Consider the following 26259-nt stretch of genomic DNA (forward strand, 5'->3'; position numbering starts at 1 on the left):
TTGGGGTCTCTGAGGGAGAGTATAGGCGTGGCTATTCGAGGACGTCGGTGGGGGTAATGGCTTTGCGGGCGCGCGTGCGCTTCGGCAACACGGGGACTTCGCGCTCAATGCCTTCACGGCCAGGGTGAAGGATCTTGGTCTTGTGCGCCTTGGCTGCTTCACGATCGATCGGAGAGGCTTCAGTCGGGGGACCGAGGACGACGCGGGCAGCTCCGTTGAGGATGCGGCGGATGGGCCAGGCAGTAGCTGGATCGTTTGTGCTGACGGCTCCATTGGGCAGGAAGACTTCTCCGGGGCGCTGCTTTTCGGGGCGGTAGTACCAGCGGCGGAAGAGAGAAAGGGAGTCGCACAGTTCGTCGAGGATGGCTGGCTCGCCGGTGCGCTCGGTGAGCTGGGTGATGAGGGCGCGGGTGCGGTCCTCGGGGGAGGACAGAGGAGTGGGAGTAGAGGAGAGAGGAGAGGGCACGTTCGCACCTTCATCTTTCGCCACAACAAATACTGGGGGCTCTCCACTTCGCTGCGCTTCGGTCGAGATGACAGCAGCACGAGGCGGGGCCACTGGTTCGTCGAGGGGCACGGGGGCGAGCATCAGCGGCTGGGCGAAAAGGCTGCTGCCGACGGCGGTCTGCTCGCGGACGGCGCGGACGCCGAGCGTGGAGAGACGTGTGGGAGTGGTGAGGTGACCGTTGGCGAAGAGGAAGACGGCGGCGTCTTCGCGCGAGGAGAAGGACTGCGGCTCGTCGTCTCGTGGGGCGGCCTCCTGCAGGATGAGGGCGCGAAGTTCGGTGACGGGGCGAACGAGTTCGTCGGAGAGCAGGGCGGCGGCACGAACTTTTTCCCAATGCTTGTGATGGGCGGCGGCGGACTCGAAGTCCATGGACTCGCTGGCGAGTTCGCGTTGAGCGGCGATTTCGGTGAGAAGGGATTCGCCGCGGGTTGTGAAGAAGCTGTGGACACGCTGTGCTTCGGCTGTGTATTGCTCGGGCGTGCAGGCTGCGGGGTTAGCGGGTTCGCCTTCCGCCGAAGCACCTTTGCAGGGCATGAGGCATTTGTTCATCTCGCCGTAGACACAGCCGGGGTGGTCGGGGTGCGGGGTGAGGTCTTCGTAGCAGCGGCGGAGTTTAAAGAGGTCGAGTACGGCGTCGCAGTAGCGTTCGGCGGCGGCGCGTGAAGGAAAGGGACCGAAGGATTCTTCAACAGACTTTTTACTGAGTCGATTGGTGACGTAGGCGCGTGGGTGCTCATGCGACATGGTGACGCGGATCAGGTATGGAGTGTGCAGGCGGAGGCGTTTGCGGGCCTGCTCGGTGCCGAAGGCAAGACGCGAGGCGTGGTAGAGGAGCAGAGTGGATTCGAAGTCAGAGCCGGTGCGCGTGTAGGCGATGGTACGGACGCGGTCGCGGAGGTTGAGACGCTTGCTGAGGACAGCGTTGCCCTTCTCGTCGAGGGCTTCGGGAGGTGCGAGGAGGCGGCGCAGGCGGCGGCGAAGATCGGCGGTGCGGGTGAGGTAGGGTTCGCCGGGCTTGCCGTCCGGGGTATCCGGTCCGCGCAGAGAGAAGACGCCGGGAGCGGCAGGGATGGAGCGCAGGATCTCGTCGGCGGACTCAGGGGTGAAGTCGAGGTGGTGCTCGAAGATCGGTGGTGCGCTCACAGGAGCGATTGTAGATGGTGAGCCACGCGGGACGCAGGTGCCTCGCGTGGCTCACTCGCACGTCAGGGATAGTGCTAGGGGATGAGGCGCGCCGAACGAAGTTGATCGAAGAGTGCGAAGAAGCTGTCGTCGGTGGGCTGATAGTCGAGGAAGCCGAGCTTGCGGCTCTTCGACATATCGGTGACGACCTCGATGGGGCGACCGAGATCGGCGTCGGTGTGCCAGGGGGAGATGAGGGTGGAGAGGTTGGGCTCGGCGAGGTTGTACTTGGCGGCGATGGTCTGCCAGATGGTTGCAGCGTCGGCGAGTTGCGTTTCGAGGGGCGTGCCTTCGCCGGGAAAGGGCGCTGGCGTGAGGCCGAAGTATTCGGCGAGGCGCGACCACATCCAGCTCCAGCGGAAGACGTCTCCGTTGACGATGTTGAAGGCCTGGTTATACGCGGCAGGGGTGGTGGAGGCCCAGCGGAGGTGCTTCGCGAGCTGGGTGGCGTCGGTCATGTCGGTAAGGCTGTTCCACTGTTTGGCGGAGCCGGGGAAGAGGAACGGGCGACCGGTTTCGCGGCATATGGTGGCGTAGGCAGCGAGGGTGACGCCCATGTTCATGGCGTTGCCGACAGCGTAGCCAATGATGGTGTGCGGGCGATGGACGGACCAGGTAAAGCCATCGCGGGCGGCGGCGGCGAAGACCTCGTCTTCCTGTGCGTAGTAGAAGTTATCGACGGGGAGGCGAGGCTGCTCCTCGCGGAATGGCGTAGCGGGGAGGACACCCTTGCCATAACTTTCGAAGGGCCCTAGATAGTGCTTGAGGCCCGTAACGAGCGCAGTGTGCTGGACGGAGTGGGAGTACGAGACGGCTTCGAGCAGGTTGCGCACCATGGCGGAGTTGACGCGTATGTTTTCGAGCTCGGTCGGCTGGCGCATCCAGGTCGCGAGAAAGACGTGGGTGGGCGCGATGTCTATCAGCGCGGAGGCTAAGGATTCGGGCGAGAGAAGGTCTGCAGCGACGGGAAGGACACCGGTCTGTTCGATGGGCCGACGAGCGAGGCCGTAGACGGCCCAATCGCTTTCCACGAGGAGCTTGGAGAGGTTGCGGCCAACGATGCCGGAGGCGCCTACGACGAGTGCTGTGTTTCTGGACATGAAGCTCCTTCGGCGCGGAGACGCCTGAGAGTTAGATGAGGGAGTGCTGCGTTGGGTGCATGTACGCTTGCGCCTGCGGCTCTCGCAAAATCAGAAGCAGGTCCTTCGCTGAGCTCAGGATGACAATTTAAACGGCGCTAGTGTTTGAGCGGGCGGCCTGCGAGGGTGGAGGTGAGCTTGCCGTTGTCGATGGCCAGCTTGCCGTTGACGGTGAGGTAACGGACGCCGCTGGCGAGAAGGGTGGGCTGTTCGTAGGTGGAGTTGTCCTTGAAGGTGGCGGGATCGAAGACGACGACGTCGGCGAAGTAGCCGGGCTTGAGGAGACCACGGTCCTTGAGACCGAGTGTTTCAGCGGTCAGCGAGGTGCTGCTGCGGATGGCCGCTTCGAGGGAGATGGTGTGCTTTTCGTAGACATACTCGTGGATTTTCCTGGGGAAGGTGCCGTACTTGCGCGGGTGGCCGGGCGAGCCGTCCGAGCAGGTCATCATCCAGGGCTGGCGCATGAAGGCGGTGATGTCGGCCTCCTTCATGTTGAAGCTGGCGACATTGGAGCCGCCTGCCTGGATGATCTGAATCGCGGCTGTGATGGGATCGATGTGGCGCTCGGTGGCGATCTGCGCGAGGTTCTTGCCGACGATGGATTTGTCTTTGGCTGAGGTCATGAGCAGCGTGTCGGCACCGCCGCGACGGACGAGGTTTTCGTTCATCTCTTTGTAGAGGCGATCATGCAGAGCGGGGTCGGCGACGTTCTGCAGGAGCTTGCCATCGGTCTCAGCCCAGCGCGGGACGAGCGAAGCGGTAACACTGGTGCCGGAGGCCGTATATGGGTACTGGCTGGCGGTGACGTTGAGGCCTTCGTTGCGCGCCGCGTCGATAAGAGCGATGACCTCAGAGCTCTGTCCCCAGACGTCCGCTCCGAGGGCCTTGATGTGCGAGATCATGACGGGGATGTGGGCTTCGCGGGAGATGCGGATTGTTTCTTTCACGCTGGCGAGCAGGCCGATGGTGTAGCTGCTCTCGTCGCGCATGTGTGTGTCGTAGATGCCGCCCTGCTGGGCGACGATCTTGGACAGCGCGATGACCTCTTCGGTGGAGGAGTAGCTGCCTGGCGCGTAGTAGAGGCCGGTGGAGATGCCGATGGCACCTTCGTTCATGGCGGTGTCGACGAGTGCCTTCATGCGGTTGAGCTGTGCGGGTGTCGGCGCTGCGTCGGACATCTGCATCACTTCGCTGCGGACGGTGCCCTGACCGATGAAGAGAACGGCGTTGGTGCCGATGCCCTGCTGATGCCATTTGGAGAGGGTCGCGCCGATGTCGGTGGGGCTGTCGCCGTCGTTGCCGGTGGCGACGGTGGTGACGCCCTGCATGAGATACGGAGTGTTCTGTGCGCGCTTCGGGTCGGAGAGGTCGCTCGCGGTGTGCGTGTGGGGGTCGATGAAGCCGGGAGCGATGATGAGGCCGGTGGCATCGAGAGTGCGGGTGGCCTGGCAGGTCTTTGGCTTTTTGTCGCAAGCTCCGATGAAGATGATGCGATCGCCGGAGATGCCGATGTCGGTGTTCAGCGCGGGTGCGCCGGAGCCGTCGATGACGGTGCCGTTGCGAAGGAGGAGATCGAGATGTTGCGCGTGAAGGAGCGACGAGGCGACGAGGGCTGCTGCGAGGCAGAGATGACGGGGCTTCACGCGGTGGGTCTCCTTACAGATTCAGATGAGTAAGAAGATTCTAGCTGCCAGCGATCGTCATGCCTTCAATGCGGACGGTGGGGACGGCGCCGGAGCTGAGAAATTCCAGGTCGTTGCCGATGGCGGAGACGTTGCGGAACATATCCTTCAGGTTTCCGGCGATCGTGATCTCTTCGACCGGGTAGGCGAGTTCGCCGTTCTCGATCCAGAGGCCGCTGGCACCCTGCGAGTAATCTCCGGTGACGAGGTTGACGCCGAAGCCCATGGTGCTGAGGACGTAAAGGCCGTTGGGGATGTCCGCGATGATCTGTTCCGGTGTGAGCATGCCGGGTTGGAGGAAGTAGTTGCCGCCGCCGATGCCGGGGGCTCCGGCGAGGCCGCGCGAGGCTTTGCCGGTGGAGGGCATGTTGAGCTTGCGGCCGGTGTAGGTGTTCAGCATCAGGTTCTTCAAAATGCCGTTTTCGATGATGACCGTGCGACGGATGGGCAGGCCGTCGCCGTCAAAGGGCGAGGTGCCGAAGCCGCCGGTTCGGAGGGTGCTGCCGTCGGGGAGAATGTGGTCGAAGACCATGGTGCCATCGTCGACCATGGTGATGTTTTCACCGGCGACCTGCTCGCCGAGCTTGCCTGCGAACATGCTGGCGTTGCGGTAGATGGAGTCGCCATCGGCGGCGCTGATGAGGTTGTGCATCAGGCTGCGGGCGATGTCGGCGGAGAAGACGACGGGGCACTTCTGCGTGGGAACGCGGCGAGCGCCGAGACGGCGGAGGGCGCGCTCGGCAGCGATGCGGCCTACCTCTTCCGGTGAGGCAAGCAGTTTGGAAGAACGAGCGGATGAGTACCAGTAGTCGCGCTGCATGGCGCCGTCGGCATCCTGCGCGATGGGGGTCACCGAGAAGCCGCAGTAGCTGCGGCGGTAGGACCCGGAGAAGCCGCGAGAGTTGACCATGACACGCTGGGCGGTGGAGACATCGAAGTGCGCGCCGGAGGTGTTTTGAATACGAGCGTCGAAGCCCAGAGCTGCGGCCTCACAACGGCGAGCGATCTCGATGCGCTCGGCAGGAGGAATTTCATCGACATCGCTAAAGTACAGCGCGAGGTTGTCGATATCGAGACTACCGAAGAGGTCAGCCTGGGGAAGTCCTGCAAAGGGATCAGCCCCGGTGACTTTGGCGAGTTCCACTGCTCCACTGACGAGTTTTGCGATGCCGTCGGAGGAGAGATCGGAGGTGGAGGTGCTCGCTGTGCGTTGACCTCCTTCGGCTGCGTGAAAAAAAACACGCAGGCCCAGGGCGCGCGAACCGGATTCGGTGAGCTGTTCGACCTGGCCGAGACGAACATTTACAGCGAAGTCGTCGGACTCAAACGCGACGGCTTCGGCATCGGCGGCACCGGCACGCAGGGCGAGGGCGACGGCTTCTTCGGAGAGGCTGAGGAGTTCGCGATTCGCAGGGGCCGGGGCGTGAGAGGTTGCAGTCTTCAACAGGTCTCCAGTGAGGTTTACGATGCGTTACGGTCGAGGGCGTTGGTCGGCACAGGGTCTCAGTAACGGTCTGCTCAGGTTGATTGTAGTCGTCGCGGTGTGGTCGCTGGCAGGCGCGATAAGCGGTTGCGGGACTAAGGTGAACCCGCTGGTTCTCGGCGGCTCGACCGAGTCGACGACCCCCACTTCGGGAACGCCCTCGACGACGACCACGACGACAACCACTACGACCACGACTACGCCGCCGCCTGCGGCTGCGCCGGGAGTCGCAGAGGTCACAAACTTCGGTGATTCGATTACCTGTGGGTACTATGCGCTGCCGAACGACGGCGCGGGGTACATGTATTCGAATGAGGGATATGCGACGCTGCTGGATGCAGAGGTGGGCGGCGTAGCGAAGAATTTATGCCGCGGCGGAGACATGGCAGCGGACATGGCTCGGCTGTGGGTGTATCCGAATGCAGAGCCTGTGTTGGGGCAGGGGCAGTTATATACGGTACTCATCGGCACGAACGACGCGCACTTCTGCGGGGGCGGCGCGGGATGCCTAGCGAACTGGAGCCAGGCGCTGACGGCGTCGCTGACCTGGTTGGCGCTGCCGGTCACGGACAAGATACTCGGCAGTGCGATGACGGCGCAGGGAGTCTGGGCAAGGGACATGGAGTTTGGTGAGTCCACGACGCAAGCCGGGGCCTCGCTAGGCTTTACTGTGACGCAGGCGGTGGCTGGGCGAGCGCTGCATATTGGGTACCGGGTGTTCGATGCGCTGGTAAGTGGCGGTAGCGCGACAGTGAGTGTCGACGGAGTTCCGGTGGCGATGCTAAGCGCGAATGTTGCAACGGGGCATGCGATCGCGACACAGAATGGCGGGACGGACACCGTGTTTAGTGCGAATGTGCCGCTGGGCGCTGTGGGCGAACATAGTGTGACGATCACCACCGGCACGGGAGGTGGTTTCTTTTCGGTGCTGTGGGCGGGAGTCTCGTCGCAGAGCTACTCCGGTGTGAGCGGTGCGCCGATGGTGTTGGTCGGTCAACTGACGCCGACTGGAAGCTCTGACTTGAATCGTGTGGTGGGACTTTACAATACCGCACTGACTCCGCTAATAGCGGAGCTTGTTGCAGAGGGAATGAATGTGGTGGTGGCGCCGACATCGCAGGCCTTCAATCCGGCCACTGAGATGGCTGATATGCTTCATCCCAATAATGCGGGGCACGCAAAGCTGGCCGCGGTGTTCGCGGCCGCTCTGCCGGATGTGAACTAGACGACCGGAGTTGCGGAGAGGGTGTGCTGACGGCCGTCGGTGGCCTGATGAAAGCGCACGCCGGAGACGCAGTGCTCGGAGTCGGACTTGAGCTTGTGCTCCACGTGCGAGAGCACACCAACGGTGTGACGGCGGCTGAGCTTGAGGGGGCCGTGGCAGTCCTTGCAACGGAACTCGGTGTCGCCATCGAGCAGCGCATCGGCGAGCGTCTTCACCTTCCAGAAGGGTTCATAGCCGGAGCCACCGGCACGGACACGGCGGCGTTTTACTTCGCACTCGTAAAGCTTTTCTGGCGTGCTGACAATCTTGGTAGCCATGGTCTTCTTTCCTGGTGCGGTTGTATTTAGTTGTAGCGGTAAATCAATTCTACGTGATTAGATGCAGAGTTTGGCCGCTTTATACGCTTTCGGCGGCCTTTAAACACAATGCAGCACCTTGGATCTTTCGTAAAACGCTTGAAATCAACGCCCCGTGCCGCCGACGGTCATGCGGTCGAGCTTGATGGTGGGCATACCTACACCCACGGGAACAGATTGACCGGACTTGCCACAGGTGCCGATGCCTTCGTCCAGAGCAAGGTCGTTGCCGACCATGCTGACGTACTTGAGAGCTTCGGGACCGTTGCCGATCAACGTTGCTCCCTTCACGGGAGCGGTGATGACGCCGTCTTCGATGAGGTAGGCCTCGCTGGCTGAGAAGACAAATTTGCCATTAGTGATGTCGACCTGGCCTCCACCGAAGTTGACGGCGTAAAGACCGCGCTTCACGGACTTCAGGATGTCGCCGGGGTCGTCCTGGCCGGAGAGCATGTAGGTGTTGGTCATGCGTGGCATGGGGATGGCGGCGTAGCTTTCGCGGCGCCCACTGCCGGTGTTAGGCATACCCATCAGCTTGCTGCTGAGCTTGTCGGAGAGATAGCCGCGAAGGATGCCGTTTTCGATGAGTACGGTCTCCTGCGTGGGATTGCCTTCGTCGTCCACGTTGAGGGAGCCGCGCCGACCGGGCATGCGACCGTTATCGACGACCGTGACCTTTTCACTGGCTACCTTCTGGCCAATGAGGCCGGCGAAGGCTGAGGTTTTCTTGCGATTGAAGTCGGCTTCGAGGCCATGGCCTACGGCTTCGTGCAGAAGGACGCCAGGCCATCCGGGGCCAAGGACGACTTCCATCTCGCCAGCGGGCGCGGCGACTGCACCAAGCTGCAGAATGGCGGTGCGGGCGGCCTCGCGGGCAAAGTGCTCGGGTGAATGGTCGCCTTCAAAGAAGTCGAGCAGGACGCGTCCACCGCCACCGCTGGTGCCGCGTGCGGTGTTGTGCTCATCCTTGGCGATGACGAAGACGTTGAGGCGCGCGAGGGGCTGGGTATCCGAGGCGAAGGTGCCGTCGGAGGCTGCGATGAGAATGCGACGGAGCTCGTCGTTGATCCCGGCGCGGACCTGGGTGATGCGGGGATCGAAGTCGCGTGCTGCCTTGTTGGCACGCTCGATAAGCTTGAGCTTGGCAGCGATGTCGGCGTCGCTGCTGATGCCTGTGATGGGGTAGAGCGACTGGCTGTGGCTCTCGGTAAAGCCCTGCACGCGGGCGGTTTGCGGGCCGCTTGCGATGAGTGCGGCGGTGCGGGCGGCTTTCAGGAGTTTTTCGGGCGAGAGGTCGTCGGTGTAGGCGAAGCCGGTGCGTTCGCCGGAGAGCACGCGAACGCCGCAGCCGACGCTGATGCCCTGCGCGGCGGTCTTGACGATGCCTTCATCCATGCCGAGGGACGTAGAAGTGACGGCCTCGAAGTAGAGATCGGCGAAATCGCCCCCTGCTGAAAGGGCTTCCCCGAGGCAGCGCTCGAGAAGGCGCTCCGTGAGGCCGAGGTGCGTGAAGAAGTAGCGCTTGTGGTCGAGGGTTTCGAAAGAGGGCGTGTGCAGGGCTGCGGCCATTGATTCGATTGTATGCCTACTTCGCATCTGCCGGGTCTGCCCAGTATGCGGTGCGTGCCTGAATGTTCAGAGCTTTGTTCCCCGGTATCATCAGCTGCAAAGCATGAGGGCCGGCGTGCGGCATCTGCGGCTGAAAGCTGAGCGCATAGCGATTTGGCAGGTGATTCGACATTGCGACCAGAGCCTGTTCGAGCGAGCGCTCGTTATTGAATGTGAAAGACTCCCCACCCGTGAGCTTTGCAATTGTTTCGGGAATATTGCGGTGCAGACCATCGGTGGCGGCTATGGCGGCCATCCGTGCCAGTGCGAGTGGAGGGAGAAGCTGTGCTACGCAGTCATATGCGTGTGATCCCGCGCTTGAACCTGGATCGCTCTGCTTGCTGATGCAGCCGCCAGCAGGATTAGGCTCGGCGTTTTCCAGCGTCACCAGGGTCATCATTGCGTGAAGCACAGCTTCGGCAGGACTCTCTGGTGGAGTGGCTTCGGCATAGACATGGTCGGAGAGACTGGTATTTCGCTTGGTCTGTGTGCTTTTGGTGGGGAGCATGCGGTGTGCGTACTGCGAGGTTCTAGACTTGCCCGTGGAATACGTCGCGCTAAAGATGGTGGTGTTGGTATTCGTGATCGCTCGTAGCGCATCCGCTAAGGGAAGCTTGCTGCCACTATCGTTTGTTTCGCTGATGAGCAGGATGGCGCGGCGGTAGCCCGGTGGCTGCGAACGCAGAAGATCGACGGCGAATCCGATGCTATCAAGAATTGCGGCTCCATCATCTCCGTCATTCTGGGCCGTGAAGTCGTCAATAGCGTCATTTACAGCGTGCTCATTCGACGTAAACCCTTGCAACAGCGTTGGGGAGCTGTCGAAGCCGACGACTGCTACGTGATGCGGCACGTTCCCGATGATTTGCTGCACGAAAGCAGGCAGGGCATGGAGACGATTCTCTGGTTCACCGCGCGACGCGGGATGCCAACCTGCGGCAGCTTGCGCAGCTCCGCATTCGACTAAAACGACGATCGCGATCGGCGCATCTCCGTTGTCCGGTTGTAGCGTTATTTTCTGTGGGACGCCGTCATCCGTAAGTGTGAAGTCGTCTGCTGTGAGGTTATAAACGGGTTCGCCAGTGCGGTCGCGCACCAATGCCGGTACATATACCAGCGTTGAGTTCACCGTTAGTCTCTGCTGTGAGGAGGTTGCTGGCGTCTGAGCGATGCTCGCAGTGAGGAACCCGGCGGCAAGAGCCGTAAACAAGAGCCGAAGTGGCCTAAGTTTGTAGAGCATCGCCCGTTAGACTCGCATGATTGGGAATGGTCAGCGGCCGTGCGAGGGGTCGTCGCTATCTGCTGAGTCGAGATCCATAAAGAGGTCTGAGAATCCGGGGGCGTAGCAATTACCGTCCGCGGCGTAGGTGGCGGCGCAGGACTGGGTGATCTCCGGGCGGCGCGGCGACTGCGCGTATTGCCAGGCGGTGAGGTTCATTTCGCCGGAGGCGCTGAGTGGTTTGTTGGGATGGAGGCTGCACCCGGGGGCGGGTGGGCAGCTGTCCTGTGCGTCGAACATGGCGATCTCGTGCAGGGTCTTGGCCTTTACCTGCTGGCGAATGTCGTCGATGGTGGTGATGGTCTGCGGCTTGCCATCAGGTGAAGTGCCGTCCGGAACGGGCTGGCCACTTGCGTAAACGCCGGCGCGGTAGTTGCTGGCGGAGACGGCTTCGGTCCATGCGAGCAGGTAGGCGGCTTGTTCAGGAAGCAGACGGCCACCTTCTTCCTGATCGAGAAAGAGGATGGTGTGTGCGGGGAAGTCCTCCTTCTGCGCGGCGGAGACCGCGAGGGCGGCGTCCTTCTTCGCGAGTTGTTCGGGCGAGGTGCCGGATTTCTTCGCGGCGAGAATCTCTTTGTCGAGACGGCCGTTGGCGAGGACGAGAAATCCCCAGCCCTGCGTTAGAAGATGCTTGCGCTTGCCTGCCCAGGTGTTGGTAGTCTCTTCGGGCGGCGGGGTGATCCAGTAGCCGGTGAAGGCGAAGGTGCGGTGAAGCGCGGCCATGGCGGCATCGCCGGGGTAATCGTTGCGATCGAAGCCGATATGCTGTGGCGCCGCCGCCGCAGTGGTTGGCTGTTGCGTGGGTGTAGCGGTAGAGCGCGAGCAGCCGCACAGGATCGGGAGCAGGAGGGCTATCGAGAGCGAGAGGTACGCGGACTGGCGATGCATTGCGGAGGTTCCTCCCGAGCCTGAAGGTCAGGCGCGATGTAGCGATTTTACGTGGACGATTGGGAGAGCAGCTCAACTACAATTTCGGCAGCTACAGTTCAACAAGTTTCGATGCGAAAGAGAGAGCGACAGTGACCGATATGCCTGAGACACCTGATCCGCGCTACCCCATTGGCCAGCATACGCCGCCGGAGACGGTTACCAGGCTGGATCGCCTGAAGGCGATAGGAGCGCTCGCCACCATGCCGGAGTTGTTGAACAAGGCTGTGGACGGCCTGGATGAAGAGCAGTTGGACACGGCGTATCGCGAGGGTGGATGGACGGTGAGGCAGGTGGTTCATCACGTGGGGGACTCGCACATGACCGCATTCCATCGCATCCGGCGCACGCTGACAGAAGACACGCCGATGGTGCCGGGGTATGACGAAGGTGCGTTCGCGACGTTGCCGGATTCAGGGGCGCCGACGGAGTGGTCGGTGGCGTTGCTGAAGGCGGTTCATGCGCGGATGGTGATGATGCTGCAAGGGCTAAAGGAAGAGCAATGGCAGCGGCAGTACAACCACTCAGAGCGCGGGCTGTCGACGATTGAGTCAGCGGTGCTGATGTATGCGTGGCATTCGCAGCATCATGTGGCGCACATTACACAGCTGCGCGCTGCGAAGGGCTGGTAAGGCCATGAGCATCGTTTTAGCCACGGAAGCGAAGGACATAGCTGGTAGTTACGAGGTGATGCGGCAGTTGAGGCCGGATCTGCAGAGTGCCGAGGAGCTTGTGGCGCGTGTGCAGCAACAACAGCGCGAAGGATTTCTGCTGGCGTTGCTGCGCGACGGAGGCGAGGTTGTGACGGCTGCGGGGTTTCGTGTACAGAACACGCTGGCATCGGGGCTGACGTTGTATGTGGATGACCTCGTGACGAGTGATGCGCATCGATCGAAGGGGCATGGCAAGACGATGCTTGACTGGTTGATTGCGTTTGCGAAGGAGCGCGGGTGCGAAACGTTTTCGCTCGATTCGGGGACTCATCGACGCGAGGCTCACGCGTTCTACTTCCGCGAGGGGATGCGGATCTCGAGCTTTCATTTTCATCTGCCGCTGAAGTAGTTCTGTTGCCGAGGTGTGGTGGGTGCTAGTCTTTCGGCTATGACCCCGCCCCGAGCTTCTTCCGCGGAAAATTTTGTGCCTCCGCAAACGCCTGAGCAGATCGCTGCTGTGTTGGTTGCATTCTTCGAAAGATACGAAGGGTGCGCCGTGCTTGAAGACGGAAAGGTGCTCTTCGAGCTGAGCAGTGCGAAGCATTCCATCAAAACAGAACATGGACGCTGCACGCTGCACCTATGGAGCGAGCAGCGGAATCTGGTGCGTCGCGTCGTTTCGACGGTGGAGCGAGGCGGTGTGTTGCGACTGGCTACACAGCGGTTTGGACAGACACAGCCCAGTCTGCTGGAAGTGGCACCTGAGAAGAGCAGAAGAGCAACGACGACGCGGGAAGGTGCTCGCGAGCGATATGTGAAGGTTCTGGTGCGTGCGCTGGAGCGGATGTTCGATGAGTGGAAGCCTGAGGGGTTTCGCACATCGATGGATCTGCATAAGAGTTTTGGTCCGGCGTATGCGCGGGGGTCGCTGGTGAGGGGCAAGCAGGCGTGGGCGGTCGTTGGGGTGAACGAGGAAGAGACACCCGTCACGACGGATGGCGTGCTGACGGCAGGGGTGTTGTGGCTCGATGCTTGTCGCGAGCAGTCAGCGGGACGTCGGTTGTATCAGGGCTTGAAGCTGGTAATGCCGCGGGGAATGGCGACGCTGACGCTGTCTCGGCTGGCGTGGATGAACCATGACGCGGCGCAGTGGGAGCTGTGGGAACTCGATCCGCTTAGCGAGGAGATGGAAGAGCGCGATGCTGCGGACCAGGGGAATCTGCGCACCCGGCTAGTGCATCATCCCGATGAGACGGCAGCTGCGGAGAGGTTTTCTACGGCGATAGCTGAGGTGATGGCACTGCTGCCTGCTGGCGAAGAGGAGCGTGTAGAGCAGCGGTTGCGCAGCACGGCGGAGCTGGCGTTCCTGCTGCATGGACTGGAGTTTGCGCGGGCGCGGATCGGGTTGGCTCCGAACAGCTTTGCGCAGACGCTGGAGATTACGGTCGGTGTGGGCGCGAGTGAAACTCCACTAATAAAGGAGAATCGCGTGGAGCTAATGGAGAGGATTGCAGAGCTGTTCGCGCGACGAAGAACGGCGGTACCGACCGTGGATTTTGGAAGGCGTGGAACTTCGCCGATGCGAAGGATCGGCTCAGCGGCTGCGACGACGGCGGCGCATTCGCGCATGAACGTGGGCACGGTGGAGCGTTCGCAGCGAGGGAGTACGACGAAGGATCCACTGTATCGCGCGGCTCCGGAGAGGTGGCTGGAGTCGGTGCTGCGAAAGGATTTGTCGCCTCTGACGCGAAGCCTGGCGCCGAATGTCGTTTCTCCGGCTTCACGTGATGGGGGCGCGTTTGCAAATGAGAGAGACCCTGACACGATCGGCAACCGCGCCGATGAAGCATCGGAGGTTTCACTCGGTTATGAGTCGGCTGCAAGTCGCGTTATCCCTCGGCTTGATCCGCGGCATGTGTACGCGCAGGTGCCAGCGATTGCAGGTGCGAGTGATCGAGGACTGCTCGATCTGCTGGGGGTGACGGCGGATGGTCGGCTCGCGGTGATCGAGCTGAAGGTGGAGGAGGACCTGCATTTTGCCCTGCAGGGTCTGGATTACTGGGTGCGCGTGCGGCATCACCATTTGCAGGCTGTGGATGGCTTAACAGGAATGGGGGAGTTCCAGCAGCATGGATACTTCCGTGGCGTCGAGCTGTCGCCGCTGCCACCAAGGCTTTACCTGGTCGCACCTGCACTGCATATTCATCCGGCGACAGAGACTGTGCTGCGCTATCTATCGCCGAAGGTGGAGTGGCATCTGCTGGCACTCGATGAACGCTGGCGGCAGCAAATTCGCGTGGTGTGGCGCAGGAGTGGCGGTACCGCCTAACGCTGCGGCGAGAGTTAGAGAGCGCAGCGAAAGCCGGTGTTCGAGGTTGAGCTATCCGGTGTGTTAGAACTGCGGGCGGCGACGCGGTAGCGGTTGCAGTAGGACTTGTGGCAGAGGAACGAGCCACCCTTGACGACGCGATTGGTACCTGTGGGTGGGCCTTGCGGGTTGAGGCCATCGGCGGTCTTGTGGAAGTCGGTGCTGAACCAGTCCGCGCACCACTCCCATGCGTTGCCGGTGATGGAGTAAAGGCCGAAGCCGTTCGGCGGGAAGGCGTCAACGGGGCAAGTGCCTGCGTAGCCGTCGTCGGCGGTGTCGTTGTTGGGGAACTCGCCCTGCCAGATGTTGCAGAGGTGCTTGCCTTCGGGCCGAAGTTTGTCTCCCCAGGGATACAGTTTCTGCACTAGACCTCCGCGCGCGGCGTACTCCCACTCGGCTTCGGTCGGCAGGCGCTGGCCTGTCCACGCTGTGTAGGCATTGGCATCGTTCCAGGAGACGTGTACGACGGGGTAGTTGGCACGCTGCGCGATGTTGGAGCCGGGACCCTCGGGTGCATCCCATTTCGCACCGGGCACCTTGCACCACCACGGTGCCTGCGCAACGGTGTCTTCTACGAGTTCGGGATAGCGGGAACGGGAGATGTGTTTCCAGAAGACGAAGGACCAGCCGTAGATTTCAGCTTCTGTCTTGTACCCGGTAGCGGTGACGAAGCGCGCGAAGAGTTCGTTGGTGACGGGATAGCGTTCGAGCGCGAAAGGAGCAACGGTGACCTCGCGAACAGGGCCTTCACCGTCGAGCGGGAAGGCGTCGGGGGAGTCGGTGCCCATGAGGAAACGGCCGCCGGGCAGCAGCACCATGCGCTCGAGGATCCCGGATGAAATCTCCTTTGTCGCGAGCGGTGAGGCGACCGCGCTCGTTACGGATCGGTCAGCGGAGGGTGTGCAGCAGCTGCCGTCTTTCTTGATCACTGCTTGTTCGGAGATCGATTTCATCACGACTTTTAGCTTAGCGCGTTGGCGCCGCGACTTGGAGCGCATGGAAGCGGATGGGAGTCGTCCCGGTCAGAGCGTGCATCCAACTGAGGCGAGGAGATTCTTGAATCATGGCAACTACGACGGAAGTTTCGAAGACATTCAAGCTGGGCGGCGAACTGGAGATCAACCGGCTCGGATATGGCGCGATGCGCATTACGGGCGAAGGCATCTGGGGCGAGCCCAAGGATCGCGAGGCAGCAAAGAAGGTTCTGCGGCGTGCGGTCGAGTTGGGTGTAAATTTTATCGACACGGCTGACAGCTATGGTCCAGCCGTGAGCGAGCGCTTGATTGGTGAAGCTTTGGCTCCGTACAGCAAAGGTACGGTGATCGCAACGAAGGCTGGATTGACGCGACAAGGGCCGAACAAGTGGCTACCTGTGGGGCGACCGGAGTATCTGGCGCAGCAGGTGGAGATGAGCCTGCGTTGGCTGCAGACTGACAAGATCGATCTATGGCAGCTGCATCGCATTGATGCGAAGGTGCCGGTGGAAGAGTCGCTGAAGCCTATCAAAGACTTCCAGAAAGCAGGGAAGATTCGTTTCATCGGTCTGAGCGAAGTGACGGTGGAGCAGATCGAGCAGGTGCGCAAGTTCGTCGATGTGGTGAGCGTGCAGAACGAATACAACCTGTCCACACGAAAGAGCGAGGCGGTGCTGGACTACTGCGAGAAGGAAGGCATCGCGTTCATTCCCTGGTATCCGGTGGCGTCCGGCAAGCTGGCGGCTCCGGGCGGCAAGCTGGATACGATTGCGAAGAACCACAATGCGACGACTTCGCAGCTTTCGCTGGCATGGCTGCTGCACCGCTCGCCGGTCATCCTGCCGATTCCGGGCACGTCGTCGATTGAGCATCTGGAGGAGAATTTGAAGGCTGCGGATATTACGCTGACCGAAGACGAGATTCAGGAGCTGGAGAAGGCAGCAAAATAGCTGTCAGGCATCACGAAAAAGGCCGCCATGTGATGGCGGCCTTTCTTGTTCCAGATGCAGATCTTTCAGCCCCAGCTTGCGGGCGTCGCAGCAAGTTCTTCGTCAGGTTCGAGGACAGCGTAGCGGTCCGTGGGCTCATTGTCGTGCCGAGTGGTGAAGAACTCCTCGATACGACCCATGACGTCGGCGCCGCGTTTGGCGTCGAAGATCTGGCGGCGGAGCGTGGCACCGCCGGGAACGCCGTGGGTAAACCAGCTGGCGAACTGCTTCATGCGGCCAATGGCATCGCGCTGAGCGGATTCGTGATCGCGCTTGAGGCGTTTTTCTGCGTCGGTTTCGGCGGCACCTTCGAAGCCGGGGTGCTCGGCTACCTCGTGCAGAAGGCGCTCGAAGTAATCGCGGATCATGCGGTACCGGTCCATGTCTGTTGGCTTGTCGTAGGTTCCGACACCGGTGGCATGCTTGCTGGCCGTATGCTGTGCGATCTGGCGGAAGATCCAAGGGTTCGCGGGTGCAGCACGGCCGATCATCACCGCGTCGCAGCGTGTCGCTTCGACCATGGCGGCGGCGTCTTCCGGGGTCCGGATGTCTCCATTGCCGATGACGGGGATGCTGACGGCATCTTTCACAGCGGCGATCCACTCCCAGCGAGCCTCGCCGGCGTAACCCTGCTCGCGGGTGCGTGCGTGCAGAGCGACGGCGTTCAGGCCGCAGTCCTCAGCCATCTTGGCCAATTCGACGCAGACGATGTTGCTGTCGTTCCAGCCCATGCGGAACTTGACGGTGAAGGGAATCGTGACGGATTTACGGACGGCTTCGAAGATCGTCTTGATCTTGGGGAGATCGCGCAACAGACCGCTCCCGCCATTACAGGCGACGACGCGCTTAGCCGGGCAGCCGAGGTTGAGGTCGACGAGATCGAAGCCCCAGTCCTGAATGATGCGCGCGGAGTCGGCGAGCGTGTCCGGGTTGGAGCCGAAGATCTGCGCGGAGATCGGGTGCTCGTCCTCGTAATAGGTGAGGTAGCGCTTGCGCTTGGTCTCGCGCATGCGGGAAAGGCCATCGGCGGAGGTGAACTCCGTCATGATGAGGCCGCAGCCGGAGGTCTCGTTGGTTGTGGTGCTGTCGACGTCACTGGCGGTCTTGTCCGCAGCGTACATGCTGGCGTTCTTGATGAACCGGCGGAAGACGGTGTCGGTGACGCCGGCCATGGGGGCGAGGACAGTCGCGGGCGCGATGCGGACGCCGCCGATGTGAAGTTCAGCGGGGACGCTGGCCTCCGGGCTGAGCGGGCGTTCGAGCGTGGATGTCCATTGCTTGTCCATAGGGTGATTGCGGAGCTACAGGGCTTTCTGTTCAAAGGGTTAGCGCGATAACGGTCGGCGGCGCTCTGTCTATTCTAACGTTTCTGCAAAATAATTTGGATTTTCGCGAAACCTCTCATGCTGAGCCGTGTTTATGCCGACGTATTCCTCTAGGACTGTTTGCAATCGTTTGGCTTTGTTCCTTTCCGGTCTTCAGACGTTCGCGACGCGTTTTTTTTGCGTTGACGACGGCGAAGAACTGGGTATGCTGATGATCTTCGTCAATCGTTGGTGCCTTGGCTCGTCGAGAAGGCACCGAGCGTCGCTTGGACGTTGAGTGCCGCTATTCCTCCACGGCAATACTTACCGAGTCTCCCGGAGGGACCATGCGAGCTAGACTTCTGCTTCCGTTGTTGCTGTTGATTGCGCCGATGTCTGCGCTTGCAGACCAGCTTGTGCCGGCGGGTTCGATCGTCGGGTGCACTGTTGCCGAAGGTAAGATCTCGTCGCAGACCATGGCGATCGGCGATCCCGTGATGTGTACGCTGAGCCACACTGAAAAATATGGGCGCGCCTCGTTCCCATACGGCAGCTACCTGACCGGACGGTTCGTTGAGTTCAAGGATCCCGGCCACTTTGTAGGCAAGGGCTACATGGAGATCCACTTCGATCGCCTGATTGTGCAGCCAGATACGATTGTGCCGATCAACGCTCGCGTGATCGCAACGACGGGCTACAAGGTCGATATGAACGGTCGCATCCTGGGCAAGGGCCATGCGACGGCGGACACGGTGGAGTGGCTGATTCCGGTGCTATGGCCGATCGATCTGATCAACCTGCCGCGCCGTGGGCCGCGGCCGGTGCTGAAGCCCGAGACGCAGTTGACGTTGAAGATCATCGACGACTTCGGGATTCCAACGCCGATGGAGAACGCTGTGCGGACACCTGCGCTGGTATCTCGCATCACCCAAGATGAGCCGACATACCAGAGCTACCGTGCTCCTATCGAGCGTCAGGAACCGCCGGTGCAGCAGGCCTATGCTTCGCAGTACCAGCCACAGCAGCAATATCAGCCTCAGTATGCTCCGCAGCCTCAGTATCAGCAGCAGAGCTACAATCAGCCGCCCCAAGTGGTGGTGAATGTGAACCAGCAGCCTCAGTATCGGCCACGCCCGGTGATCGTGCCGCCTCCGCCGATGTACTATCCAGCGCCGGTGTACGTGCCTTACGGCTATTACCGCAGAGGTCCGTACGGGCCGTACTAATGGCGTTGAGCCAGGCAAACAGAAAGGCCTCCGCGCTTGCGGAGGCCTTTCTGTTTGGTGCGAACTGATTTACTTCGAGGAGTTGGCAGCGATCTCGGCCTTCTTGGCGTCGGTCGCGGCGAACTTGCGGCGGAAGCGATCGATACGGCCGGCCGTGTCGACGAGCTTCTGCTTGCCGGTGAAGAAGGGGTGGCAGGCGGAGCAGATTTCGAGAACGATAGCGCCCTTGTGGGTGCTACGCGTCTGGAAGGTGGTGCCGCAGGCGCACTTGACGGTGGTGTCTTCGTAAACGGGGTGAATTCCAGTCTTAGGCATGTTGTTGCTTTCTAGCTCTCCTGCTGCAGAACGGTTTCGCTTGCATCGGTCGCTGTGCGGGTTGAACCGCGGGACTCGATACGTCGATGTACCTGACGCGCTGCGGCTTGGGCCCCGTCTCCCGGGGCTATAGGCGCTCTTGTTAGTTTACCACTTTCTGCGGACACGCCATTGTCTTTGGCCGTTTGAGCTGACACTATCAGAGGTATTCAGCTTGGCATTTGCACATCTAAAGGAACCCCATGCATTTCGCGCTCCGGGTACTCTCTGGCTTGGTCATTTTGGCGATGACCCTCTACTTCGTTGTCTGTGTTGCCCTGTTCGTCTATCAGCGCTCGCTAATCTACTATCCGCAGCCCATGGCTGATCGAACCTCTGGCGAGGTACTGAATCTCCAGGTGGGTACACAGACGGTCGCGATCTCGACGAACCCCCGACCCGGGCCGTCGGCGGTGATTTACTTCGGTGGAAACGCGGAAGATGTTTCACAGGAGATTCCTGGCCTCAGCAGAGCCTTTCCCCGCAGTGCCATCTACTCACTCCAGTACCCCGGCTATGACAGCAGTTCTGGAACGCCATCAGAAAAGGCCATCTTTGCCGACGCTCTTGCCCTTTTTGATCGCGTCAAGGTCGAGCATCCTGACGTGGTTGTGATCGGGCGCAGCCTGGGTTCAGGCGTAGCCGTCTGGGTGGCCAGCCAGCGGCCCCTCAAGCGACTTGTTCTGGTTACGCCCTTCGATAGCCTCGCAGATGCTGCAGCGAACCAGTTCCCCTATCTGCCGGTTCGCTGGCTGTTACGCGACCGGTATGAGTCTGGGAAATATGCACCTGCGGTGATGGCTCCAACAAATATCCTCGTGGCTGGGGATGACGAGATTATTCCGCGCGCCAGCTCCGATCGACTTCGCGATCGGTTTCGAGCGGGTGTGGCCTCGTACGTCGTCCTCCCAGGATTCGGGCACAACACTATTCAAAACAGCCCTATGTATTGGCGGTTAGTAAGTGCTGAGTAACAATGGCCGATGGTTTGCAGGCGGAATTACCAAGCTGCGGGTTTTGTTGCCGAAGACGTTGAACTTGCGGCTGTCTGCGGCGTGTCATCGAGCGACTTCAGGTATTCGATGAGCTGCCAGCGTTGCTCGTCGGTGAGGGCTCGGCCGATCACGCCCTTGCCGGGAGTGTTCGAGAACTCGTGGCCGGCGTTGGAGTTGCCGGTGGAAGCGGTGTCGAATAGAAAGCCGCCGGGTAACTTGCCGGTGTCGTAGCCGACCTTGACCGGGTCGAACTCGCGGCTGCCGGTGTAGAACGTCTTGCTGCGCTGAGAGACAGGGACCAGCAGTTCGTAGAGGTTCGGTACCGAACCGTTGTGCAGGAACGGCGGCGTCGCCCAGATGCCGCCGAGTGGGCGGGCGCGGTAACCGAGGTTGGCGGTGGCGTTGTCGTCGCGATAGCCGTTCCACTCGATGCGCTGCTCGGGTGTGAGGCTCATCTGGTCGTAAATGAGGTCGCGCACCTTGACGGTGACTGTGTTGAGGCCGGGGGCGGCGGGTACGGTGCCGAGGCCCATCGCCGGGCCTGTGATGGCGGTGCGGGTGGCGAAGTCCGTGGCTTCGTGGGGATCGGTGCCGATCTCTTCGAGCAGGTTGACCGTCAGCTTGAGGTACTTGTGGCCTTCGAGACCGTCTTCCCATCGTGCTGGGTCTCTAATCTCGGCGGAGTTCAGCGCGGGCTGATGGCAGCGTTCGCAGTACTGCTTGTAAAGCGCGGCTCCTGCGTGGGCTTTCTGCTGGTCGATTGGACCGAAGACCTCGCTCGGCCATGCTGGCTGCTGCAAGCCGCCGAACATCGTCGGCCCGGCAAGCTGGTTTTCCATCTCCCATAGGTTTTTCACGTTGACGGTGGATTGATAGAGCCGTGCGGGGTCGGTGAGGTTGACGCTGGCGCGGACGCCGAGAGCTTCGCCGATGTTGCGTGTCATCGGTTGCTGGATGGAACTGTTGTACTGCACACGCGAGAACCAGCTGGTGTACCAGAGGGGTGGCAGCTTCACGGGTCCGGTGGCGACGCGGAGGTTCGCATTGTCGAGCTCGGTGCCGAAGACGTAGTTCCCGATGCGAGCGAGGGCGTCGGTGCGGCCGAAGCCTCCGGCGTTGACGTAGAGATTGTCTTTCGCCGCGAGCTGGCTTTCGTCGAGGCCGGTCTTCAGGAAGGCGTCGAACTGCTCCTTGAGCTGCTTCTTCTGCTCGCTCGTAGCGTTCGGGCCCAGCACCTGTTCGGCGAAGCGGTTGAAGCGCCAGGGAATCTTGTCGGTAAACGCGACAGCGTAGCCCAGCTCGGTCTGAAAGTATTCGAGGTTGGCGGTCGCGGTGCCTCCATCGATGCGGATGCCCTGACCCTTGTAGTTGAGTTGTCCGGTGTGGCAGGCGGCGCAGGTGAAGCCGATGGTGTCTTCGCTGGCTCCGGTGTGGGGATCGGTGACACTCCCGCGCGCGAAGCCGACGGGCAGGCTATCCGGATTGCTGGCGTCGGCGTCGTTCGGAAGGAAGCCGAAGCGAGCGAGGTAGTTGGCATCCGCGAACCGGTCGACGTGGCCAAGAAGTTTCGGTTGTTCCAGCGCGAGGAACCATTTGTAGGGCATCAGAATGGAGCCCTGGCTGGTGTGATAAAACCACTGCCGCTGCTGCTGCGACCAGTTCTGCCCGGAGTAAGCGACCTTCACCGGCGTGTAGGCGGGCAGGTGCGCACTGGGGCGGTCGAGCAGCATCTTGATGTCTCGGCAGCCGGTGAGCGCGGTGGTGGCTATTGCGAGAAGGGGCAGAGCAGCGACAGAGTGCAGGCGCAACCGCATAAAGGCTTCCTTACAGCCGAAGGTCGGCGGGGAATGAAAAAGCTGGCCCAGATACTGATGCGTAATCGTTGCGGGTAATCATACCGCGCCGCTATGGGCAGGGAAGAGCTTTTTCTGTGACGAGAAACGTCACACGCCCTTGTCGAGTTGCGATATTTTCTCGGGGTCTTTCAGCGCAATGCCGGTGGTTCGGAGCTTGAGGGACTGATCGACATAATGAGCGATTCGATGTGCAGCTTGGTTGTAGCCGAGGCCTTCGGCACGGATGTTGGAGATGCAGTTGCGCTCGGCATCGGTGCGACCTGGTTGCGGGGCATAGGTGATATACGCACCCAGCGAGTCTGGCGAGCTGAGACCGGGGCGCTCGCCGATGAGCAGCAGCGTGAGGTCTGCGTGAAGGAGTGAACCGACTTCGTCGCCGATAGCGACCCTCGCGTTTTGTAAGACGGGGATCAAGGGATATGGCGCGGGAATCAAAGGAAGCAGCGCATCGAGAAGCGGGAGCGCGTGATGTTCCAGGGCGAGGGAGCTCAGTCCGTCGGCGAGGAGGATGAGGAGGCGAGGCGATTCAAGGGCAGGTCTCTTCTCCCCGGTGCGTTCGGATTGAGAGGACACATCATTCAAGGCGGACAGAGATTGGGCGTGCAGCTTTCGACCGAGATCGGGGCGTCGCAGATACACAGCACGCGTGGTGGCTGCGCTGTTCAGCAGGACCGGCGTTAGTCCGCGTGTGCGAAGGTCATGGGTGAGCAGCGCATGATCCAGCGGCATGTGAACGGCATCGCGGGCCAAGGCGTGGTCGAGCTGAAAGCGGAGATGTTCCTGCGTGGAGACTGCAATGTTGCTGCTGCCGAGCGACAGTCGTGCGGAGGTGCGCACGGGTGTCGCTGCACGCAAGATGTCGGAGTCTAGCACAAGGGAAGTGTAGATGAAGTGTGAGTCTTAACTGCAACGGCCGAGCCTGAGCCCGGCCGTTGCAGCGAGTCAGTATGATTACCAGCGATTCGCGTTGCAGCTCTTGTTGTCTTGCACAGAGGTGAGCACCCGAGCGCTTGAGGTGAGCGCACGGCTGTAGCAGTTGCCCTTGGAGTCCTTCGAGACGTAGCTTGCGGAGCTCGTGGTTGGGCCGACTTTGTTGACCGCAGAAAGTGTCGAGTTGTAGACCAGCGTATCGCCGCTCTTCACCTCTTCGACGGTGCTTGAACTGCCCAAAGGGAAGCCATTGATCGTGGTGCTTTCACTGGTCTGGTGCTGCTGGTCGGAGGTGACGATCTGCGTGTAGGTGCCGTCCGTATTCTGTTCGAAGGTGTAGTCCAGCGTGAGCGGGAACGACCAGTGCGTGGCTACCTGCTGTGCCAGAATGCCCAGTTGCGTGGTGGTCTTCGAATCGACGGTGCTCGTCTGAGCAACATATTGGATCTCAGGGATACCCGAAGTCGCGACGTTGAACGTCTGGTTGCTGTCAAAGTTTACGGTCGATTCGACCGTTGTCTCCACTCGACCGAGAGACGTGTTGACGTAACCCTTTACCGTGAACGTTCGCTTGGAGCCGACGTTTACCGTCCCTGTGACTGCGCCGTTCGCGGTTGTCAGGTTTTCTACAACCGACGGCACGGGAGCAGCCGACAGAGTGTTCTGCAAGATGTCGCCGCCCGTCTGGGCGCGCAGCTTGTCTCGATAGAGCAGCAGGTTCGCCGTCGCGAGGAAGTAGCTGTTCGCGTTGTAGACGCTGATGCCGACAGTATGCGGGCTGCCATCACTCAGAAGTCCGGCAAAGGGGGTCAGATCCACGCGATAGGGCTTGAAGTTCAAGGTTTCAACGCCGGTGATCGGCTCCCACAGGTAGGGGTCTATTCCACCGGTGTAAATCCAGGGCGACACAGGAGCGATACCTGCGGGCTTGCCGTCAATGGTGATCTCCGTCTCACGGAAGGCCGTGCCGCCGTAGGTCTCCAGCTCGCCCGAGACGTCGTTAGGAACCCCGAGATACCAGAACTCATCACCGGACTGGCTCTGCGCGATGACATCGAGATACGCCTTAGTGAGATTGCGTGGGAGTGTGACCGTGGTCGAAAGTACGCTGCTCGTGGCGTCCAGCTCGTAAGGGCTGTTCGTGCCGCTGACAGGGACCACGACATCCGGCGCATCGGCCGGTGGATTGAGAATGTTTGCCGGATAGAACTGAAGCGTGGCTGTGCCGTAGATGCCGCCGTTATAGGTGCTGTTGTAAATGTTGTAGATGATCGCGTTGCCCGTCTGCGCGGTCTTGAGCAGGGCAGACAAGTCGGTGACATCGCGCTCAACGTGCCAGGAAGGGCTAAGTGCGGAGCGCGGCTCTGCGGTGGTGCCGTAGAAGATGTTGGCATTGCCGAGATAGAGGCTGGCCGTGCGGTCGTACTGGGTGCCTGCGGTGACTGTGAAATCGAGACTCAGGACGACCTTGGCCCATGGCCCTTGGCAACCAGCAGGTGGCATGTAGGTGAGCGGATGAGCGGAGTAGTCGTTGAAGGCTTCGTTACTGTACAGCGTCACGGTGCACGGCTTCGTTGATGGTCGAGTGACTGTCGGCTCAGCAGTGGCGGGGTTGGACGAACCGACTACCGGCGTCGTCGGTACAGTGACTACCTGCGCTGCGGCGATGCCTTGCATACAGATACCGCCTGCAATCATTATTTGAAAAATAACTGCACGAAACCGCGCTACTTCGCTCATCCTGAACCTCTCCGCGCTGCAAAAATTATGTCGTACGATGTGCGGACAAGTTACCACATTCGAATGAGGCAGCTTTTCATCTCACGGAAGCAGCATGGCGGGTCCACCGATACGTTTGAGTTCGGCGCAAGCATCGCTCGCAAGCCAGGCTTCGAATTCCGGCGCGGGGCGCAAACCCAGCAGGCGGCGCAGGTAGAGCGCGTCGTGGAAGCTGGTGCTCTGGTAGTTGAGCATAATGTCATCTGCGCCGGGCACGCCCATGATGTAGTTGATCCCCGCGGTACCGAGCATGGTGAGAAGGGCGTCCATGTCGTCGGAGTCGGCCTCTGCGTGGTTGGTGTAGCAGATGTCACAACCCATCGGCAGGCCGAGCAATTTGCCGCAGAAGTGATCTTCAAGGCCCGCACGGAGGATCTGCTTGCCGTCGTACAAATACTCAGGCCCGATGAAGCCGACGACTGTGTTGACGAGGAAGGGTGAAAACGCGCGTGCAACGGCATAGGCGCGCGCTTCGAGCGTCTGCTGGTCGATACCGTGGTGGGCGTTGGCCGAGAGAGCAGATCCCTGACCGGTTTCAAAATAATAGAGGTTCTGTTGCCCGCGATTTAGTTCTCGCACCATCGCGTGACCTTCGCGCAGCAAAGCGAGGTCGATGCCAAAGCTCTTGTTTGCTGCCTCGGTGCCTGCGATGGATTGGAAGAGCAGATCGAGCGGAGCGCCTTCCTTTCCTGGGCCCGGTTGCATCGCCTGCATCTGCGTCGTAATGTGCGCGAGCACGCAGTTTTGTGTGGGGATCTCGTAGCGCTGGCGGATGTGATCGATGAGGCGCAGCAGCGAGGTAACGCTCGCAGGCGAGTCGCTGACCGGGTTGATACCGATGACGGCGTCGCCAGAGCCGAGCAGCAGGCCATCCAGAATCGAAGCAGCGATACCGCCGGGGTCATCCGTGGGATGGTTCGGCTGCAGGCGCGTCGAGAGGTGGCCGCGCAGACCGACGGTGGTACGGAACTGTGTGACGACGGAAACCTTGCTGGCAACGTAGATCAGGTCCTGAACACGCATGATCTTGCTGACCGCTGCGACCATCTCGGGCGTGAGACCGGTCGCGAGTGCGGCAATACGCCTCGGGGTGGAGGCATTGGATAGCAGCCAGTCGCGGAGTTCGCCGACGGTAAATCCGGCGATGGGAGAGAAAGCGGTTGCATCGTGCCTGTCGACGATGAGGCGTGTGACCTCGTCGCTTTCATAGGGGATGAGCTGCTCGTTGAGAAAGGTCGTCAGCGGCAGGTCGGCGAGCGCCATCTGGGCGATCACATGTTGCTCGGCGTTCTCTGCCGCGATGCCCGCGAGTTGATCGCCGGAGCGTAAAGGGGAAGCCTTTGCCAGCAGCGTGCGCAGGTCCGCGAAGGTATGGGTGACGCCGCGGACTTTGTGCCGGTAGGGCATGAGCCTGATTTTATTCGCCCAACTTAGTCTGTCGA

The 26259-nt window shown here is 61.0% G+C and carries 22 protein-coding genes; 7 read left to right on the forward strand and 15 right to left on the reverse strand.

Going from position 1 to position 26259, the window contains the following annotated elements:
* Positions 1–31: 31 nt before the first annotated feature.
* From OHL14_RS19645 to OHL14_RS19660, 4 genes are all read right to left on the reverse strand, one after another.
* The gene (locus OHL14_RS19645; protein WP_263381072.1) at positions 32–1651 is read right to left on the reverse strand and encodes an excinuclease ABC subunit C; all 1620 of its coding nucleotides are present in this window, start codon (positions 1649–1651) and stop codon (positions 32–34) included.
* A gap of 74 nt (positions 1652–1725) precedes the next feature.
* A complete protein-coding gene (locus OHL14_RS19650; RefSeq protein WP_263381073.1) occupies positions 1726–2790 on the reverse strand; it encodes an SDR family oxidoreductase in 1065 nt (354 codons plus the stop codon).
* Positions 2791–2927: 137 nt separating this feature from the next.
* Positions 2928–4472, reverse strand: coding sequence for an N-acyl-D-amino-acid deacylase family protein (locus tag OHL14_RS19655; RefSeq protein ID WP_263381074.1), 1545 nt, complete (start codon positions 4470–4472; stop codon positions 2928–2930).
* Positions 4473–4512: 40 nt separating this feature from the next.
* Complete coding sequence (locus OHL14_RS19660) at positions 4513–5958, reverse strand: TldD/PmbA family protein (RefSeq protein ID WP_396271435.1); 1446 nt, start codon at positions 5956–5958, stop codon at positions 4513–4515.
* Between the two features lie 19 nt (positions 5959–5977).
* On the opposite strand from OHL14_RS19660, the gene OHL14_RS19665 reads away from it, so the two are divergent.
* Positions 5978–7219, forward strand: coding sequence for an SGNH/GDSL hydrolase family protein (locus OHL14_RS19665; protein ID WP_263381076.1), 1242 nt, complete (start codon positions 5978–5980; stop codon positions 7217–7219).
* On the opposite strand, the gene OHL14_RS19670 is transcribed toward OHL14_RS19665, so the two are convergent.
* The 4 genes from OHL14_RS19670 to OHL14_RS19685 all read right to left on the reverse strand — a co-directional run bounded on the left by OHL14_RS19670 (position 7216) and on the right by OHL14_RS19685 (position 11350).
* The gene (locus tag OHL14_RS19670; protein ID WP_263381077.1) at positions 7216–7536 is read right to left on the reverse strand and encodes a hypothetical protein; all 321 of its coding nucleotides are present in this window, start codon (positions 7534–7536) and stop codon (positions 7216–7218) included. The genes OHL14_RS19665 and OHL14_RS19670 overlap by 4 nt on opposite strands.
* A 144-nt stretch (positions 7537–7680) precedes the next feature.
* Positions 7681–9144: a metalloprotease TldD gene (tldD, locus tag OHL14_RS19675; RefSeq protein WP_263381078.1), complete on the reverse strand. Its 1464-nt coding sequence runs from the start codon at positions 9142–9144 to the stop codon at positions 7681–7683.
* 16 nt (positions 9145–9160) lie between these two features.
* The gene (locus OHL14_RS19680; protein ID WP_263381079.1) at positions 9161–10393 is read right to left on the reverse strand and encodes a VWA domain-containing protein; all 1233 of its coding nucleotides are present in this window, start codon (positions 10391–10393) and stop codon (positions 9161–9163) included.
* Between the two features lie 60 nt (positions 10394–10453).
* Positions 10454–11350: a glycoside hydrolase domain-containing protein gene (locus tag OHL14_RS19685; RefSeq protein ID WP_263381080.1), complete on the reverse strand. Its 897-nt coding sequence runs from the start codon at positions 11348–11350 to the stop codon at positions 10454–10456.
* A 140-nt stretch (positions 11351–11490) separates the two neighbouring features.
* On the opposite strand from OHL14_RS19685, the gene OHL14_RS19690 reads away from it, so the two are divergent.
* From OHL14_RS19690 to OHL14_RS19700, 3 genes are read left to right on the forward strand one after another with little or no spacing between them, the layout of a single operon-like run.
* Positions 11491–12021, forward strand: coding sequence for a YfiT family bacillithiol transferase (locus tag OHL14_RS19690; RefSeq protein WP_263381081.1), 531 nt, complete (start codon positions 11491–11493; stop codon positions 12019–12021).
* Positions 12022–12025: 4 nt separating this feature from the next.
* Positions 12026–12451, forward strand: coding sequence for a GNAT family N-acetyltransferase (locus tag OHL14_RS19695; protein ID WP_263381082.1), 426 nt, complete (start codon positions 12026–12028; stop codon positions 12449–12451).
* 39 nt (positions 12452–12490) lie between these two features.
* Positions 12491–14371 carry a hypothetical protein gene (locus tag OHL14_RS19700; protein WP_263381083.1) on the forward strand — a complete coding sequence of 627 codons (1881 nt, stop codon included), beginning with the start codon at positions 12491–12493 and terminating at the stop codon, positions 14369–14371.
* 14 nt (positions 14372–14385) lie between these two features.
* Here OHL14_RS19700 and OHL14_RS19705 read toward each other — a convergent pair whose 3' ends face one another.
* Positions 14386–15363 (reverse strand): formylglycine-generating enzyme family protein, encoded by a 978-nt coding sequence (locus OHL14_RS19705; RefSeq protein WP_263381084.1) that lies wholly within the window; start codon positions 15361–15363, stop codon positions 14386–14388.
* 110 nt (positions 15364–15473) lie between these two features.
* On the opposite strand from OHL14_RS19705, the gene OHL14_RS19710 reads away from it, so the two are divergent.
* Entirely contained in the window at positions 15474–16334 is an 861-nt protein-coding gene (locus OHL14_RS19710; RefSeq protein WP_263381085.1) for an aldo/keto reductase, read from the forward strand.
* A 65-nt stretch (positions 16335–16399) separates the two neighbouring features.
* On the opposite strand, the gene OHL14_RS19715 is transcribed toward OHL14_RS19710, so the two are convergent.
* On the reverse strand, positions 16400–17659 hold the full coding sequence (locus OHL14_RS19715) for a tRNA dihydrouridine synthase (protein ID WP_263381086.1): 1260 nt from the start codon (positions 17657–17659) through the stop codon (positions 16400–16402).
* Between the two features lie 365 nt (positions 17660–18024).
* On the opposite strand from OHL14_RS19715, the gene OHL14_RS19720 reads away from it, so the two are divergent.
* Positions 18025–18903 (forward strand): hypothetical protein, encoded by an 879-nt coding sequence (locus OHL14_RS19720; RefSeq protein WP_263381087.1) that lies wholly within the window; start codon positions 18025–18027, stop codon positions 18901–18903.
* A gap of 69 nt (positions 18904–18972) precedes the next feature.
* Here the strand turns inward: OHL14_RS19720 and rpmE are convergent, their stop codons facing one another.
* Positions 18973–19218, reverse strand: coding sequence for a 50S ribosomal protein L31 (gene rpmE / locus OHL14_RS19725; protein ID WP_263381088.1), 246 nt, complete (start codon positions 19216–19218; stop codon positions 18973–18975).
* 242 nt (positions 19219–19460) lie between these two features.
* Here rpmE and OHL14_RS19730 point away from each other — a divergent pair, with 242 nt between their 5' ends.
* A complete protein-coding gene (locus OHL14_RS19730; protein ID WP_263381089.1) occupies positions 19461–20231 on the forward strand; it encodes an alpha/beta hydrolase in 771 nt (256 codons plus the stop codon).
* A 26-nt stretch (positions 20232–20257) separates the two neighbouring features.
* Here the strand turns inward: OHL14_RS19730 and OHL14_RS19735 are convergent, their stop codons facing one another.
* The 4 genes from OHL14_RS19735 to OHL14_RS19750 form a co-directional block, all read right to left on the reverse strand.
* The gene (locus OHL14_RS19735) at positions 20258–22066 is read right to left on the reverse strand and encodes a di-heme-cytochrome C peroxidase (protein ID WP_263381090.1); all 1809 of its coding nucleotides are present in this window, start codon (positions 22064–22066) and stop codon (positions 20258–20260) included.
* Positions 22067–22195: 129 nt separating this feature from the next.
* Entirely contained in the window at positions 22196–22963 is a 768-nt protein-coding gene (gene eutC, locus OHL14_RS19740; protein WP_263381091.1) for an ethanolamine ammonia-lyase subunit EutC, read from the reverse strand.
* A 96-nt stretch (positions 22964–23059) separates the two neighbouring features.
* Complete coding sequence (locus OHL14_RS19745) at positions 23060–24715, reverse strand: peptide-N4-asparagine amidase (protein ID WP_263381092.1); 1656 nt, start codon at positions 24713–24715, stop codon at positions 23060–23062.
* Positions 24716–24859: 144 nt separating this feature from the next.
* Positions 24860–26224 carry an ethanolamine ammonia-lyase subunit EutB gene (locus OHL14_RS19750; RefSeq protein ID WP_263381093.1) on the reverse strand — a complete coding sequence of 455 codons (1365 nt, stop codon included), beginning with the start codon at positions 26222–26224 and terminating at the stop codon, positions 24860–24862.
* Positions 26225–26259: the final 35 nt, after the last annotated feature.

Origin of the sequence: Granulicella paludicola, assembly GCF_025685545.1 — a bacterium.
GTDB lineage: Bacteria > Acidobacteriota > Terriglobia > Terriglobales > Acidobacteriaceae > Granulicella > Granulicella paludicola.

Coding starts and splice junctions, on each gene's coding strand:
- OHL14_RS19665 (WP_263381076.1), top strand. CDS start 5,978: ATGCGTTACGGTCGAGGGCGTTGGTCGGCACAGGGTCTCAGTAACGGT.
- OHL14_RS19715 (WP_263381086.1), bottom strand. CDS start 17,659: ATGGACAAGCAATGGACATCCACGCTCGAACGCCCGCTCAGCCCGGAG.
- OHL14_RS19650 (WP_263381073.1), bottom strand. CDS start 2,790: ATGTCCAGAAACACAGCACTCGTCGTAGGCGCCTCCGGCATCGTTGGC.
- OHL14_RS19705 (WP_263381084.1), bottom strand. CDS start 15,363: ATGAAATCGATCTCCGAACAAGCAGTGATCAAGAAAGACGGCAGCTGC.
- OHL14_RS19720 (WP_263381087.1), top strand. CDS start 18,025: ATGCGAGCTAGACTTCTGCTTCCGTTGTTGCTGTTGATTGCGCCGATG.
- tldD (WP_263381078.1), bottom strand. CDS start 9,144: ATGGCCGCAGCCCTGCACACGCCCTCTTTCGAAACCCTCGACCACAAG.
- OHL14_RS19700 (WP_263381083.1), top strand. CDS start 12,491: ATGACCCCGCCCCGAGCTTCTTCCGCGGAAAATTTTGTGCCTCCGCAA.
- OHL14_RS19750 (WP_263381093.1), bottom strand. CDS start 26,224: ATGCCCTACCGGCACAAAGTCCGCGGCGTCACCCATACCTTCGCGGAC.
- OHL14_RS19730 (WP_263381089.1), top strand. CDS start 19,461: ATGCATTTCGCGCTCCGGGTACTCTCTGGCTTGGTCATTTTGGCGATG.
- OHL14_RS19670 (WP_263381077.1), bottom strand. CDS start 7,536: ATGGCTACCAAGATTGTCAGCACGCCAGAAAAGCTTTACGAGTGCGAA.
- OHL14_RS19690 (WP_263381081.1), top strand. CDS start 11,491: ATGCCTGAGACACCTGATCCGCGCTACCCCATTGGCCAGCATACGCCG.
- rpmE (WP_263381088.1), bottom strand. CDS start 19,218: ATGCCTAAGACTGGAATTCACCCCGTTTACGAAGACACCACCGTCAAG.
- OHL14_RS19745 (WP_263381092.1), bottom strand. CDS start 24,715: ATGCAAGGCATCGCCGCAGCGCAGGTAGTCACTGTACCGACGACGCCG.
- OHL14_RS19695 (WP_263381082.1), top strand. CDS start 12,026: ATGAGCATCGTTTTAGCCACGGAAGCGAAGGACATAGCTGGTAGTTAC.
- OHL14_RS19735 (WP_263381090.1), bottom strand. CDS start 22,066: ATGCGGTTGCGCCTGCACTCTGTCGCTGCTCTGCCCCTTCTCGCAATA.
- OHL14_RS19710 (WP_263381085.1), top strand. CDS start 15,474: ATGGCAACTACGACGGAAGTTTCGAAGACATTCAAGCTGGGCGGCGAA.
- OHL14_RS19685 (WP_263381080.1), bottom strand. CDS start 11,350: ATGCATCGCCAGTCCGCGTACCTCTCGCTCTCGATAGCCCTCCTGCTC.